Origin of the sequence: Silvania hatchlandensis, from assembly GCF_025564065.1 — a bacterium.
GTDB classification, from domain to species: Bacteria; Pseudomonadota; Gammaproteobacteria; order Enterobacterales; family Enterobacteriaceae; genus Enterobacter; species Enterobacter hatchlandensis.
The window spans coordinates 21,931-35,729 of record NZ_JAMGZK010000038.1; the positions used below are offsets into that span (position 1 = coordinate 21,931).

Annotated in this window: 11 protein-coding genes; 6 read left to right on the plus strand and 5 right to left on the minus strand. The window is 56.7% G+C overall.

Annotated features, from left to right (window positions below; translation table 11 throughout):
• Positions 1–81: 81 nt before the first annotated feature.
• Positions 82–621: a P-loop NTPase family protein gene (locus M8014_RS03550; protein WP_271281165.1), complete on the minus strand. Its 540-nt coding sequence runs from the start codon at positions 619–621 to the stop codon at positions 82–84.
• Positions 622–965: 344 nt separating this feature from the next.
• Between M8014_RS03550 and M8014_RS03555 the strand changes: the two genes are divergently transcribed.
• From M8014_RS03555 to M8014_RS03565, 3 genes are all read left to right on the plus strand, one after another.
• Positions 966–2,501: a methyl-accepting chemotaxis protein gene (locus tag M8014_RS03555; protein ID WP_271281166.1), complete on the plus strand. Its 1,536-nt coding sequence runs from the start codon at positions 966–968 to the stop codon at positions 2,499–2,501.
• A gap of 75 nt (positions 2,502–2,576) precedes the next feature.
• Positions 2,577–3,827, plus strand: coding sequence for an MASE1 domain-containing protein (locus tag M8014_RS03560; protein WP_271281167.1), 1,251 nt, complete (start codon positions 2,577–2,579; stop codon positions 3,825–3,827).
• A 2-nt stretch (positions 3,828–3,829) separates the two neighbouring features.
• Positions 3,830–5,137: an MFS transporter gene (locus M8014_RS03565; protein WP_271281168.1), complete on the plus strand. Its 1,308-nt coding sequence runs from the start codon at positions 3,830–3,832 to the stop codon at positions 5,135–5,137.
• Here the strand turns inward: M8014_RS03565 and M8014_RS03570 are convergent.
• Complete coding sequence (locus tag M8014_RS03570; RefSeq protein ID WP_271281169.1) at positions 5,109–5,507, minus strand: (R)-mandelonitrile lyase; 399 nt, start codon at positions 5,505–5,507, stop codon at positions 5,109–5,111. The two genes, M8014_RS03565 and M8014_RS03570, sit on opposite strands and share 29 nt — an antisense overlap.
• 111 nt (positions 5,508–5,618) lie before the next feature.
• On the opposite strand from M8014_RS03570, the gene M8014_RS03575 reads away from it, so the two are divergent.
• Together M8014_RS03575 and ansP are read left to right on the plus strand one after the other, a co-directional pair.
• The gene (locus M8014_RS03575) at positions 5,619–6,509 is read left to right on the plus strand and encodes a LysR family transcriptional regulator (protein ID WP_271281170.1); all 891 of its coding nucleotides are present in this window, start codon (positions 5,619–5,621) and stop codon (positions 6,507–6,509) included.
• A gap of 250 nt (positions 6,510–6,759) precedes the next feature.
• Entirely contained in the window at positions 6,760–8,256 is a 1,497-nt protein-coding gene (gene ansP / locus M8014_RS03580; protein ID WP_271281171.1) for an L-asparagine permease, read from the plus strand.
• A gap of 59 nt (positions 8,257–8,315) precedes the next feature.
• Here the strand turns inward: ansP and yncE are convergent, their stop codons facing one another.
• Positions 8,316–9,377: a 7-bladed beta-propeller protein YncE gene (yncE, locus tag M8014_RS03585; RefSeq protein WP_271281172.1), complete on the minus strand. Its 1,062-nt coding sequence runs from the start codon at positions 9,375–9,377 to the stop codon at positions 8,316–8,318.
• 263 nt (positions 9,378–9,640) lie between these two features.
• Here yncE and pqqU point away from each other — a divergent pair, with 263 nt between their 5' ends.
• Positions 9,641–11,722, plus strand: coding sequence for a TonB-dependent receptor PqqU (pqqU, locus tag M8014_RS03590; RefSeq protein WP_271281173.1), 2,082 nt, complete (start codon positions 9,641–9,643; stop codon positions 11,720–11,722).
• A gap of 90 nt (positions 11,723–11,812) precedes the next feature.
• On the opposite strand, the gene M8014_RS03595 is transcribed toward pqqU, so the two are convergent.
• Entirely contained in the window at positions 11,813–12,481 is a 669-nt protein-coding gene (locus M8014_RS03595; protein ID WP_271281174.1) for a GntR family transcriptional regulator, read from the minus strand.
• 254 nt (positions 12,482–12,735) lie between these two features.
• Positions 12,736–13,773, minus strand: coding sequence for an NADP-dependent oxidoreductase (locus tag M8014_RS03600; protein ID WP_271281175.1), 1,038 nt, complete (start codon positions 13,771–13,773; stop codon positions 12,736–12,738).
• Positions 13,774–13,799: the final 26 nt, after the last annotated feature.

A 13,799-nucleotide genomic window follows, 5' to 3' on the forward strand; every position in this document is an offset into this window, starting at 1 on the left:
CCATTATTAAGGGGCGATTTCACCTCTGAGAAACAATTAATTTACATTTGGTTTGCCGGATTTCAGATATACAGCGCTGGGTTAGCGTGCGCTCTGTAACCCGGCGATGAGGGCATCGGCCTGCTGGCGCGAGGTGATCCGCACGAAGCGGATGTGGGCGTAAGCGGGATTATCCATGTCGGCCTGGTAGCGCACACGGTTGCTGCGCCAGGTTTTGAGGGTCCAGATAAGGATCGACTCCCGGCTCAAGAACGAGCGGCGAAAGCTCTCCCGGTTGCCGGTGCCGGGCCACAGCTCCTGCTGGGTCCAGGCGCGTGTTATCGCCCGAATCACCGCCTGGCGCAGGGTGCGGACAAAGCCGTAATCTACCCACACCACCAGATCGACCTCGCGCCACTTGATCGCCCGGGTGCGGTTGTAGTTGCCGTCCAGCACCCAGCCGGGGCTGGCGTCGAGTGCGGCTTCCAGCTTGCTGACGAACACCTCATCTGGCGTGCCCTGCCAGTCGGGCTGCCAGTACAGGGTGTCCATTTCGATACAGGGCAGCGCCAGCGCCGTGGCGATACGTCGGGCAAGCGTGGATTTACCGCTGCCGCTGGTGCCGATAATATTGATTTTCACATTGCCCCCGGTCAGTAAATGGTCGAGCGTCATAATAACGTTTTAGCATTGTTAATGAAACGGCATTTCGAAAGCCTGGTTTACCCCACGGATTCATTATTTACTTCATATTTGCCTTAAGTCGATTTATTCCCCCGCAGACAAAAATAAGCCCACTCGCTTTATTGCATTTTTATTACATTAACGCCAATTAACAGATAAAAAATAGTTAAGTCAGGCGCTTTCCAATTCATAAGATTACGTAGAGAATACGCCAGCCGTAATATTAAAGAATAACGATGACATCTTGCCTGACACTTTATCGGGCGGCATTTGTTTACTCAGACATCACCATGGAGTTACTCATGAAGCGTAACATGCATGTTACACAAAACGAGTATTTACTTAACGATGGATCGACGCTTATGTCGACCACCGATACCCAGAGTCATATTACTTACGCTAATTCGACGTTTATTGTTGCCAGTGGTTATAAAGAAGAACATCTTATCGGTGAACCGCATAATGTGATCCGCCATCCGGATATGCCCCCCGAGGCATTTGGCGATATGTGGTTTACTCTGCAGCAGGGCGAGAGCTGGACCGGGCTGGTGAAGAACCGTCGCCACAACGGGGATCACTACTGGGTACGCGCCAACGTGACGCCGGTCTACCAGCAGGACATCCTGACCGGTTATATCTCGGTGCGTAATATTCCAACCCGGGAAGAGATCGACGCCAGCGAGCAGCTTTATCAGCGCGTGCGAAATAACGAAATAAAAGGCCACGGTTTTTATAAAGGGCTACTGGTACGCCGGGGTTTATTTTCTTTCCTGTCGATATTTAAAAAACTCAGTACCGCGAAACGCGTTAATTATGGCCTTATTGTCACCGCCCTGCTGAACTTCGCCATTCCGTTTTTACTCCCCTCCACCGTGATACAAATGACTGCCACGGCGGCGCTTTTTATATTGCTGGCGATGTATTTGCATGCCCAAATTAGTCGCCCGGTAAAGTCGATTGTTAAACAGATGCAGCGCGTGGTTTCGGGACGCAAAACCGACTATTACCATTTTGATCGCGTCGACGAAATTGGTTTGATGATGCGCCTGGTTAATCAGTCCGGTTTAAACCTCAATTCACTGGTGGATGATGTCGGGGCGCAAATAAGCGGTATCCGCGATATCAGCCAGCAGGTCGAAAAAGAGGGTCATGCGCTGCAGGCCCGCTCGGAAGAGACGGCGGGCGATCTGCAGCAAACCGCCGCCGCTGTGGAAGAGATTGCCAGCGCGGTAAAACAGACCGCCGAAACCGCCGGGGAAGCGATCCTGATGGCCGATAAGACCAGCGCCAGCGCTTACAGCGGTGAAAAAATCATGAAGCAGACCATCGGGATGATGCAGTCGGTCTCGCAGGATAACGGCCAGATCGTCGACATCATCGCCGTGATCGACCGTATTGCTTTCCAGACCAATATTCTGGCCCTCAACGCGGCAGTTGAAGCCGCCCGCGCCGGAGAAGCAGGACGCGGCTTTGCAGTGGTGGCAGCCGAAGTACGCAATCTGGCCCAGCACTCCGCTTCGGCCGCGAAGGAGATCGCCGCGCTTATCGAGAAAAACGTCGCCAGCGTCAATGCCGGTGTGAATATGGTGGAGCAAACCGAAACCCATCTGACGGCAATGATTGGTAATGTGTTGAATATGTCGGCGCTCATTAAAGAGATTGGTCACGCCACCCAGGAGCAGACCCAGGCCCTGAGCCTGATTAATGAGTCGATCTCGCGCATTGGCGTAATGACGCACAATAACACCGGGATGGTGGATAACGTCACCAGCGCGGCCAACCACCTGACCCACAGAACCACGCGACTACAGCAGGCGATTGCGGTGTTTGGCGGTTAATACTGCGTCCTGAAATGGCTAACCCGGCGAAAAGGTCATATCTTTTTAAAGCGACGGTCGCGCCGGGGGCCCTGGATGAAAGCAGATAAAAAGACGTTAGCAGTCATGTTGCTCGCATGGGGTGCGCTCTACTATCTGCTGGGCTGGATCTCCTTATTCCTCGATGGCCCCGCGACCCGATTGCCCTTTATCTGGCTGCCCGCAGGCGTGGCTGTCACCGCCTTTCTTATCACCCAGCACAAACAGTGGCCTGCGTTATTTATCACCCTCCTGCTCGCCCGCCTGCTGTTGGGGGTGACGTTCCAGCATGTTCTGCACCTGTCGCTGATGCTGGGTCTTTTTTCGCTGACCAGCAATATGGGTATTGCCTGGAGCGTGCGCTATTTTTCCCGGGGTTACGATCGGCTGCACAAAATCGTCAACTGGGTGATCTCGACGGTGGCTATCAGCGCTCTGGCCGCGCTGGCGGGCGTGGGCTGGCTCTCTTATCTCGCGGGAACCTCACAGATGCAGTGGCTGTGGATCGCCTGGAGTGCCAACGTCACCAGCACGCTGTTCGTGACGCCCCCGCTGATGGGGCTGATCACCTCTGACGAAAAGGTCGCGCCACAAAAGCCGATCCTCGGTTTGTGCCTGGCGATCGCCGTGCTGCTGGTAACCCTGCTCACTTTCAGCGGCGTGCCGGACAGCGGCGACAATATTGCGCTGATTTACTCCCTCGCCTGTCTGCCGCTGGTGCTGGTGGCAGCCACCACCATCGTCTGTGGCGATCGGTTGGGTTCGCTGGCGTTTATCCTGTTTAGCATTGTCGTTATCTATGCATCGTGGCAAGAGACGGGCCCGTTCTATTTCGCCCGCCTGGCACCTGAAGAGTCGATTATGCTGGCGCAGTGCTATCTTTCCGCCGCCGCGCTGCTGCTGGTATTTATACGCGCCCAGAAAAGGCATGCGACCCGCACCGATCGCGGTACCCGGGATATTGCTTATTCCCTTGATCTGGAAAGCGGTCAGCTGGTCTGGAACCCGCACGCACAGTCTGCCCTCGCCGCCTCGTTAGCCCTTATCACCCGCCGGGAAGCGTTGCTGGCCCAGGTGCCCGATCCCCAACAGCAGGCGCTGATGGCCGCCCGCTGGCAGGCGGTGGCGCAAAACGTCCCTGTGGCAGAGACGTTCCGCTTTACGCTGGCCATCGACGGTCAAAAGCCGACCCTGATGGCTGAGCGCAATATGCTGATGATGGCAGACAACGATCGCCCGGTGATTGTGGCGTTCTGGTCCGAGGAAAGCGGCGGCTTGTTTCAGCCCACCACTGAGGAGGAAGGTTAACGATGCTGCAAATCGCCTTTTTGCTCGCCGGCGCGGCGTTCGTGCGCAAAGCGGCTCCGTTCTTTATGGTGGCAGGCGTGCTGTGGGGCGGTCTGGGTCTGTTGATCTTTATCGATGGTTTACAGGGTGGGCGTCACTTCCCGCTGCATCTCTTCGGTATTTTTCTGCTGATCGACAGCCTGGTGTCGCTGGCGCTGGGCTCGGCAACCCGGGACACACAGCGCGGGATTTTTTACTTCAAAGGCGGGCTGTTCCTGCTGATTGCCATTCTGATTTTATCCGGACGCCACGATGGCACGCTGGCAATGGCTATTGTGCTTGGCATTGCCTATTTCATTATCGGCCTGTTCAGCATCGCCTCTGCTGTGGTGGTGCGTTTTGCGCACTGGCGACGCGTTCTGCTGGCCGGCATTTTACAGGTAATCTTCGCCATTTTTCTGTTCTTGCCCTTTCCGTCAGAACATGATGGCACTGTTTCGCAGTTTATCGGGATGGTGATGATTACCGGAGGTTCGCAGTCGGTGCTGCTTTCTCTGCGGATGCGGCAGATCCGGCACGGTCGCTCGGTATTCGATATTCTGGCACCGCAGGGGCTGATGCCCCGCAAACGCGAGGCGCTGCCGCTGTCCGTGGATAGCCCGCCAGGCGAGCAGCTCACCGTGCACGTCTGGACCCCGGAAGGATCGGCCAAACAGCAGACGCTGCCGCGCCCGGTGATCAACCGCTATATCGCCGCCGTCGATGCCGACGGGGTGATTTCAACCGGACACGCGGCGCTGGAATTCCCACCTGCCCTTTACATCAGCCTGTACCCGGCAGCGGAGATCGACCGTTCGCCCGCCGAATTTTTTAACCTGCTGAAGGCGGTCGAGGCCAACACGGTAGCGGGGAAATATCAACCGAACTACCCGTATGAAGCGGGTATCTGGTGCGAGTCGGATCGCAAAATCCACTTCTCGACCTTTAATGCCGCCTCGCTGACCCGCTTCTGGACGCAGTACCGACAAAGCGAAACCTACAATCTGACCTGGCGAAACTGCTCCAGCAGCGTGGCCTATGCCCTCGAAGCCGCGCTCGACGGCGCGTTGAAAGAGCGCTGTTCCCGGGGCGGCTTTGTGCGTCTGTTCTTTATTCCGGAACTGTGGATCGCCGGACAGCTGCGCAAACGCGCCACCAATATGGCATGGACGCCCGGGCTGGTGCTGGATTACACCCGGGCGCTGCACGCGGTGGTTCATCCGACGGACGTGTCTCTGATGAGCCTGATTAAAAAGAAACTGTTTACGGCTGCGGATACTGGTCGTCGGTAACCTTCTCCAGCCACTCTACCGGACTGCCGTTTACCGCTTCGGCAACGGCAATGTGGGTCATCGCCGTTTGTGCGCTGGCCCCGTGCCAGTGTTTTACGCCCGGCGGGATCCACGCAATATCGCCCTGATTTAAGACTTCCGCCTCTTTGCCCCACTCCTGCAGCCAGCCGCGACCCTGGGTGACGATCAGGGTTTGTCCCAGCGGATGGGTGTGCCACGCGGTACGCGCGCCGGGTTCAAAGGTAACGGTCGCCCCACCCACTTTGGCGGGCTCGGTGGCCTGGAACGGCGCATCAATACGCACGGTGCCGGTAAACCAGGCCTCCGGGCCGCGGACGGACGGTAACGAACCACTACGGATAATTTTCATGCTGACTCCTCTTGTACTGTGGGGTTAACAGTAGCGCAAGACGCACCTCAGCATTAGACTGCATAATCAGAAAGGAACCATGAATGAAATTCATATATTGGGAGTGGCGTAATGCTGAAAGACAATTTTAACGATCTGCTGTCGTTTATGGTGGTCGCCCGCGAGCGCAGCTTTACCCGCGCCGCCGCTCAGCTTGGGGTGTCCCAGTCGGCTCTCAGTCACGCCATGCGCAATCTCGAAGCGCGTCTGGACGTGCGTCTGCTGACCCGCACCACCCGCAGCGTGGCCCCGACCGAGGCGGGCGAGCAGCTGTTTATTCGCCTGAGCCCGCATCTGCTGGAGATTGAGCAGGAGCTGACGGCCCTGCGCGATATGCGCGACAAACCGGCGGGCAATATCCGCATTACCGCCGGGGAGCACGCGATGACAGAGGTACTGTGGCCAGTACTTAAGCCCTTTATGGCGCAATACCCGGATATCAACGTCGAGGTGACGGTGGATAACGGCCTGACGGATATCGTCGACGGCCGCTTTGACGCGGGAGTGCGTTTGGGCGAGCAGGTGGCAAAAGACATGATTGCGATGCGCATCGCCCCGGATATGCGGATGGCGGTGGTCGGTTCCCCGGCCTACTTCGCCCGCTATGGCGAGCCGCACACCCCGGAGCAACTGGCCCATCATCGCTGCATCAATATGCGCCTTCCCACCCGCGGAGGATTGTATGTCTGGGAGTTTGAGCAGGACGGCCACGAGCTGCGGGTGCGCGTTGAGGGGCAGTTAACCCTCAACAATCTACCCCAACGTCTTGATGCCGCCGAGGCCGGACTGGGACTGGCATATGTCCCTGACGATACGGTGCAGGAAGCCATTCGCGCAGGAAAGCTGGTGCGGGTGCTGGAAGACTGGTGCCCGGTGTTTGACGGCTACCATCTTTACTATCCTGGCCGCCGCCAGCACACTACTGCGTTCGCTTTACTGGTAGAGGCCCTGCGTAGATCCTAAGCCCCTCCCCCGTCTTTATGTGACAACGTCACGCCTGCCTTAAAATTTACTTCAATGTGCATCACTTTCAGCCCGTTATTTTTTGCGTCGTTTATTAATTGCGGGTAGGATGCTTCGCCATGTTTTGCCTTATCCATACGCAGAATGACTGGAAAGGCAGCATGTTCCCGCGCAAAAGCAATCGTTTGTATTGCAGCTCGCCGGGTCTGAACATCACGACATTGATTAAGACAGGTAAACAGGTAACTCAATGAAGACAAACAACAACAGCGCAGCTGAACATCAGGCTGCGAAACGTCGCTGGCTGAACGCCCACGAAGAGGGCTATCACAAGGCGATGGGCAACCGTCAGGTACAGATGATCGCTATCGGCGGTGCCATCGGTACCGGGCTGTTTTTAGGCGCAGGCGCACGTCTGCAAATGGCCGGCCCGGCCCTCGCACTGGTCTATCTGGTGTGCGGGATCTTCTCCTTCTTTATTCTGCGTGCCCTTGGCGAGCTGGTGTTACACCGTCCGTCCAGCGGCAGCTTTGTCTCCTACGCCCGTGAGTTCCTTGGCGAAAAGGCCGCCTACGTGGCGGGCTGGATGTACTTCATCAACTGGGCGATGACCGGGATCGTCGATATCACCGCCGTGGCGCTGTATATGCACTACTGGGGCGCGTTTGGCGATGTGCCGCAGTGGGTGTTTGCCCTCGGTGCGCTGGCGATTGTCGGCACCATGAACATGATCGGCGTGAAGTGGTTCGCCGAAATGGAGTTCTGGTTCGCGCTGGTCAAAGTGCTGGCGATTGTGATCTTCCTGGTGGTTGGCACCGTGTTCCTCGGCAGCGGTAAGCCGCTGGACGGCAACATGACCGGCTTCCACCTGATCACCGATAACGGCGGTTTCTTCCCGCACGGCCTTATGCCGGCGCTGGTGCTGGTGCAGGGCGTGGTGTTTGCCTTTGCCTCGATTGAACTGGTGGGCACCGCTGCAGGCGAGTGTAAAGACCCGCAGAACACCGTGCCGAGAGCGATCAACAGCGTGATCTGGCGTATCGGCCTGTTCTACGTCGGCTCCGTGGTGCTGCTGGTGCTGTTGCTGCCGTGGAATGCCTATCAGGCCGGGCAAAGTCCGTTTGTAACCTTCTTCTCGAAACTGGGCGTGCCGTACGTGGGCAGCATCATGAACATTGTGGTGCTGACTGCGGCGCTCTCGAGCCTGAACTCGGGTCTGTACTCGACCGGTCGAATCCTGCGCTCCATGTCGATGGGCGGCTCTGCGCCGAAGTTTATGTCGAAGATGAGCAAGCAGCAGGTGCCGTATGCGGGCATCCTGGCGACGCTGGTGGTGTATGTATTCGGCGTATTCCTGAACTATCTGGTGCCGTCGCAAGTATTTGAGATCGTCCTCAACGTGGCCGCGCTGGGCATCATCGCCTCCTGGGCCTTTATCGTGGTGTGCCAGATGCGTCTGCGCAAAGCGATCAAAGAAGGTCATGCGGCTGAAGTGAGCTTTAAAATGCCGGGCGCCCCGGTGACCTCATGGCTGACGCTGCTGTTCCTGTTCAGCGTGCTGGTGCTGATGGCGTTCGATTACCCGAACGGCACTTACACTATCGCCACCATCCCGCTGCTGGCCGTGCTGCTGGTTGCCGGCTGGTTTGGCGTGCGTAAGCGCGTGCAGGAAATTCACAGCACCGCGCCGGTTCATCCGGACGATGAAAAGCGGGATGGCCCGCTGGTGGAAGAGACGTCGCGTTAAAAGTTAAGCGGTCATTAAAAAGGGAAGGCATTTGCCTTCCCTTTTGTTTACCCGACGACTTACAGCGCGATACGGATCACATCATCCGGCTGGGTCGCTTCCTGCTGACGGGTAGACTTCTGCTTCACCGTCACGTACAGGGTTTTGCCATCTGCCGAGAGCGCCAGGCTGTTCGGGAAGGTTGGCGTATCGATAGTTTTGGTCACTTTATAGGTTTTGGCATCAATGATGCTCACCTTGCCCGCTTCGCGGTGGGTGACGTAGGCTTCGTTGCGCGCCGGGTTAAACAGCACTGCCAGCGATTCTGGTGCGGCTACTTTGTCGATGACTTTGCCATCTTTCAGCGACACAACCAGCACTTCCGGCTGTTTAGAATCGGTAATAAACGCGCGCTGGCCGTCGATGTCGAGGCTCAGGTTCAGGTAGAAGTGCTCTTTCCCGTCATCCTGCAGTTTTTTGCGCTCGATAACCTTATTGGTCGCGGTATCGATAGTTATCAGCTCGCCGTCACCGTTGGTGGTGTACAGGCGCTTAGCTTTCGCATCCAGCGCGAGGCCAGTGCTGAACGTCCCGGTACCCGTAATGGTGGTTTTCAGCTTCAGCGTTTCGCCGTCCACAACCCAAATCACGCTCTCTTTACCGATGCCGGTAATATAAACGCTGTTGGTGGTGTCATCCGCCACCAGCTCACGCGGCTGCAGCGGTTTCACGGTTTCGCTGCGCTTGCGATCGTCGAGCACCAGACGGCCTTTCACGTCGCCGGTTTTGGCGTCGATGGCGGTCACCGCGCTGTTAGTGGTGTTACCAAACCACAGGGTCTGGGTGGTGTTGTTAATGGTGGCGCCAAATGGCTTCAGGTCGCTATGAATAGCCTGGGTCACTTCCAGCGTCAGCGGATCGAGGCGGTACACCACCCCACCCTTATCGGTTTTGCGGCTCTGCGTGGTAGCCACCCACAGCGCATTTTCCTGCTGGCTGACAGCCATCTCATACGCGCCTTTACCGACTGCTTTACGCAGCATCTCTTCTGCGGCGTGGACATTAAAAGCACCGGCAACCAGCAGAGAACCCAACAGCAGTGAGCCACGCAGACGCGGCGAGCACAGATGACGTAAATGCATAACAACTCCCTTTTACAATAAATGGTATCGCCGACATCGCTTCCGTCAGGCGAAGTCATCGCTTCGCCTTGTTATTGATGCGAATAGTAATCATTATTTATCATAATGTGGAGTAATTCTTGATCTCACCATGGCGTTTCGCCGTTTTTATCTCCACTTTCGTTAACGCTATGTGCGGTTTTGGTTTTCAAAACATTTACAAAACATTTAACATACACGCACATGTTCCATTTGGTTCGTCATTTCTCAACCGGCCTTTACTCATGAAAATCTTTTCTGCCCGTGCGGCAACGCTCCCTCTGCTGTTGGTTCCTTTTGCGGTCCTCGCCGCCGACGAACAAACCATTATCGTCAGCGCAATGCCGCAAACCCTTTCCGAGCTGGATACCCCTGCCGCCGTCAGTGTGGTAAACGGCGAGGATATGCGTCATGCCGCACCGCGCATTAACCTCTCCGAATCCCTCGGCAGCGTGCCGGGACTGCAGATCCAGAACCGGCAGAACTACGCCCAGGATCTTCAGCTGTCGATGCGCGGATTTGGCGCCCGCTCCACTTTTGGCGTGCGCGGCATTCGCCTGTATGTCGACGGCATCCCGGCCACTATGCCGGACGGCCAGGGGCAAACCTCCAATATCGATCTCAACAGCGTGGAGAGCGTCGAAGTGCTGCGTGGGCCGTTTTCCGCCCTGTACGGCAACGCCTCCGGCGGTGTGATTAACATGGCGACCGAAACCGGACGCCAGCCAACCACGGTGGAAGCCAGCAGCTATTACGGCAGCTACGGAAGCTGGCGCTACGGCATGAAAGCCACCGGGGCGATGGGCGACGTGGATTACACCGTCTCTACCACCCGCTTTATTACCCAGGGCTACCGCGACCACAGCGCGGCGCGCAAGAACCTCGCTAACGCCAAACTGGGCGTGCGTATCGATGACGTCAGCAAGCTGAGCCTGATTTTCAACAGCGTCGACATCAAGGCCAACGATCCCGGCGGGCTGGATTACCAGGAGTGGCAAAACAATCCGCGCCAGTCGCCACGCGGGGATCAGTACAACACCCGTAAAACCATCAAACAGACCCAGGCGGGTCTGCGCTATGAACGCCAGATGAGCGAGCAGGACGACCTGAGCGTGATGATGTACGCCGGTGAGCGTGAAATGACCCAGTACCAGTCGATCCCGTTCCAGCCGCAACTGCGGGACACCCACTCCGGCGGGGTGATCGACATGCAGCGTCACTATCAGGGCATCGACACTCGCTGGACACATCGCGGTGAACTGCTGGTACCGGTGACGTTTACCGGCGGGCTGAACTACGAAAACATGAGCGAAGATCGCCGTGGCTACGAAAACTACGTGATGAATAATGGAGTACCGGACTACGGTGTGAAAGGGGCGAAACGCCGGGATGAACGTAACCTGATGTGGAACGTCGATCCTTACCTGCAAACCAGCTGGCAACTGACGCAAAAGCTGTCGCTGGATGCGGGCCTGCGCTACAGCTCAGTGTGGTTCGACTCAAACGACCACTACGTCCAGGGCAGCAATGGCGATGACAGCGGCGACACTAGCTATCACAAATGGCTGCCTGCCAGCTCGCTGAAATACGCCGTCACCGAGGCGTGGAACCTGTACGCCGCAGCAGGTCGCGGCTTTGAAACGCCAACCATCAACGAGCTGTCCTACCGCTCTGGCAACCAGAGCGGGCTGAACTTCGGCCTGAAGCCGTCCACCAGCGATACGTATGAAATTGGTAGCAAAACGCGGGTCGGCAACGGTCTGCTGACCGCGGCACTGTTCCGTACCAATACCGACGATGAGATCGTGGTCGACGCCAGCTCCGGGGGACGCACCAGCTATAAAAATGCCGGGAAAACCCGCCGTCAGGGCGTGGAACTCTCACTCGACCAGCAGTTTGCCGAAAACTGGAAGCTGAAAATGGCGTGGACGTATCTGGATGCGACCTATCGCACCAATGTCTGCGGCGATGACGACTGTAACGGCAACCGGATGCCAGGAATTGCCCGCAACATGGGTTATGCCTCGTTTGGCTGGCAGCCCGAAGAGGGCTGGTATGCCGGTTCCGACGTGCGCTATATGAGCGACATTATGGCCGACGACGAAAATAGCGCCAAAGCCCCCTCTTACACCGTGGTTGGCCTGAATACGGGCTATAAACTGAATTACGGTAATTGGGGAATGGATCTGTTTGGCCGTGTCGATAATTTGTTCGATAAAGAGTATGTGGGATCGGTGATCGTTAACGAATCCAACGGGCGTTATTACGAACCCGCGCCGGGGCGTAATTATGGCGTAGGCTTGTCGATCTCATACCGTTTCGAATAATAAAAATACCCGACGGAGAGGGCTCTGTCGGGTAATATTAGCCGCAACGCTGCTGGTGAAATAAACAGCGCATTGCGACGATGGGCTGAGTTATCTTAAATATTGCTGAACCAGCAGGTTGTTGGCTTTATCGACCATATCAGCTACGGCAGCACGACTGCGCTCCACATCTCTGGCTTCCAGCGCGGACAGAAGTTCATCATAGCGATAAACCGAAACGGGCAAATCAATATCCCGATCGTAGTAATAGCTAAAGCACGGGCCAATTCGCATCCACAGCTGTTCAATCAGCGCGCTGAGGGTTGGCATTTCGGCATACTGGTACAGCTTAAAACGGAAGATCCGGTTAGTCTGCAGGGCGCGATCGGCTTCGCCATTGCTCATGGCATCGTGGAAGTCTTCGCACAGCCGGCGCACTTCTGCCAGCTGACTGTCCGTCATCTTCTCGCAGGCGCTGGCCACCGCCAGCATCTCCAGCTCCCGGCGGATCTTATTCACTTCGTTGTAGCGCACCTGCGTGACTTCAGGAACCAGGAACGCCTGCGCGGGAGCCGCATGCAGCGCACCCGCAGAGACCAGCCGCAGCAACGCCTCGCGAACCGGAGTAATACTGGTGCCTAATTTATCCGCAATCTCTTTGGTGACCAGCCTTTCACCGGGTCGCAGGGAGCCGGAAATTAACGCCCCTTTCAGCGCCACCTCCACCTGCGTGGTAAGACTCATTCGCTGAGCTTTTTCGATATTATCCAAATCAAGCATGATCTATTCCTGTAAATAATGCCAAGACGCTATTTGCCGCACAGGCACAATGCGTAAAGCAACGCGTGTTGATAATTCCTGTATCTGCATGCCTGGTTTCATGAACGCATAATAAACAAAAAAAATAATGGCTAATTGAAACTGTCTCACCCGTCTTTGCGCGGGTCATGTCATAGGTATAACGATAATTAAAGCTGTTATTTCACATTTTGCCTACCCGGTGATAGCGGTTACACCCGCTATCACCGCAATAATTAGTTATTCTTCGCGACCTGTATCACGACTTTGCCGAAGTTCTTCCCTTCCAGCAGGCCGATCAGCGACGCAGGCGCGCTTTCCAGTCCGTCGATAAGCTGCTCGCGATACTGAAGTTTACCCGCTTTCACCCAGGCACCCATCTCCTGCTGGAACTCGTCAATTCGATGCCCGTAGTCCTGACCGATGATAAAACCCTGCATGCTGATGCGTTTTTTCAGCAGCGTGCCCATCAGCAGCGGCAGTCTGTCTGGCCCGTCCGGTAGCGATGTGGCGTTATAGCCGCTGACCAGCCCGCACACCGGCACGCGCGCCGAGGTATTGAGTAGCGGCAGCACCGCATCGAAGACCTTCCCACCGACGTTTTCGTAATAGACGTCGATGCCTGCCGGGCAGGCTTGCGCCAGCTGCTCGGCAAAATCGTCGGCGTGATGATCGATGCACTGGTCAAAGCCCAGCGTCTCGATGGCATAGCGGCATTTTTCCGCACCACCGGCAACGCCCACCACCCGGCAGCCTTTCAGCTTGCCGATCTGCCCGACGGTGGCACCGACCGGGCCAGTTGCGGCCGCGACCACCAGCGTTTCACCGGCTTTCGGCTGCCCGATATCCAGCAAGCCCATGTAGGCGGTAAAGCCTGGCATGCCCATGATCCCCAGTGCCCAGGACGGATGCTCGGGGTTTTCCCCCAGCTTGACCAGCCCGCTGCCGTCAGAGACGGCGTAGTCCTGCCAGCCGCTGTAGCCCAGTACCCATTCACCGGGGGTAAAGTCAGGGTGATTCGACTGTTCGATACGGCTAACCGTCCCGCCGACCATTACCGCGCCAATCTCGACCGGCGGGGAGTAAGACGGGGCATCGCTCATTCGGCCACGCATGTACGGGTCCAGCGACAGATAGACGGTGCGCAGCAGGATTTGTCCTTCGCCTGGGGCGGGAACGGGGGATTCTTCTAAACGGAAGTTTTCAGCGACGGGCGCGCCGTGCGGACGGGAGGCCAAAACCCAACGGCGATTCAGTGTGGAAGGCTGACTCATACATCACTCCTGATTATATAAATGTC

What these genes read in the sequence shown, in the direction of transcription:
- pqqU (WP_271281173.1), top strand. Translation starts at nt 9,641, where the DNA reads ATGAAAATCTTTTCTGCCCGTGCGGCAACGCTCCCTCTGCTGTTGGTT.
- M8014_RS03595 (WP_271281174.1), bottom strand. Translation starts at nt 12,481, where the DNA reads ATGCTTGATTTGGATAATATCGAAAAAGCTCAGCGAATGAGTCTTACC.
- ansP (WP_271281171.1), top strand. Translation starts at nt 6,760, where the DNA reads ATGAAGACAAACAACAACAGCGCAGCTGAACATCAGGCTGCGAAACGT.
- M8014_RS03565 (WP_271281168.1), top strand. Translation starts at nt 3,830, where the DNA reads ATGCTGCAAATCGCCTTTTTGCTCGCCGGCGCGGCGTTCGTGCGCAAA.
- M8014_RS03560 (WP_271281167.1), top strand. Translation starts at nt 2,577, where the DNA reads ATGAAAGCAGATAAAAAGACGTTAGCAGTCATGTTGCTCGCATGGGGT.
- yncE (WP_271281172.1), bottom strand. Translation starts at nt 9,377, where the DNA reads ATGCATTTACGTCATCTGTGCTCGCCGCGTCTGCGTGGCTCACTGCTG.
- M8014_RS03570 (WP_271281169.1), bottom strand. Translation starts at nt 5,507, where the DNA reads ATGAAAATTATCCGTAGTGGTTCGTTACCGTCCGTCCGCGGCCCGGAG.
- M8014_RS03555 (WP_271281166.1), top strand. Translation starts at nt 966, where the DNA reads ATGAAGCGTAACATGCATGTTACACAAAACGAGTATTTACTTAACGAT.
- M8014_RS03600 (WP_271281175.1), bottom strand. Translation starts at nt 13,773, where the DNA reads ATGAGTCAGCCTTCCACACTGAATCGCCGTTGGGTTTTGGCCTCCCGT.
- M8014_RS03575 (WP_271281170.1), top strand. Translation starts at nt 5,619, where the DNA reads ATGCTGAAAGACAATTTTAACGATCTGCTGTCGTTTATGGTGGTCGCC.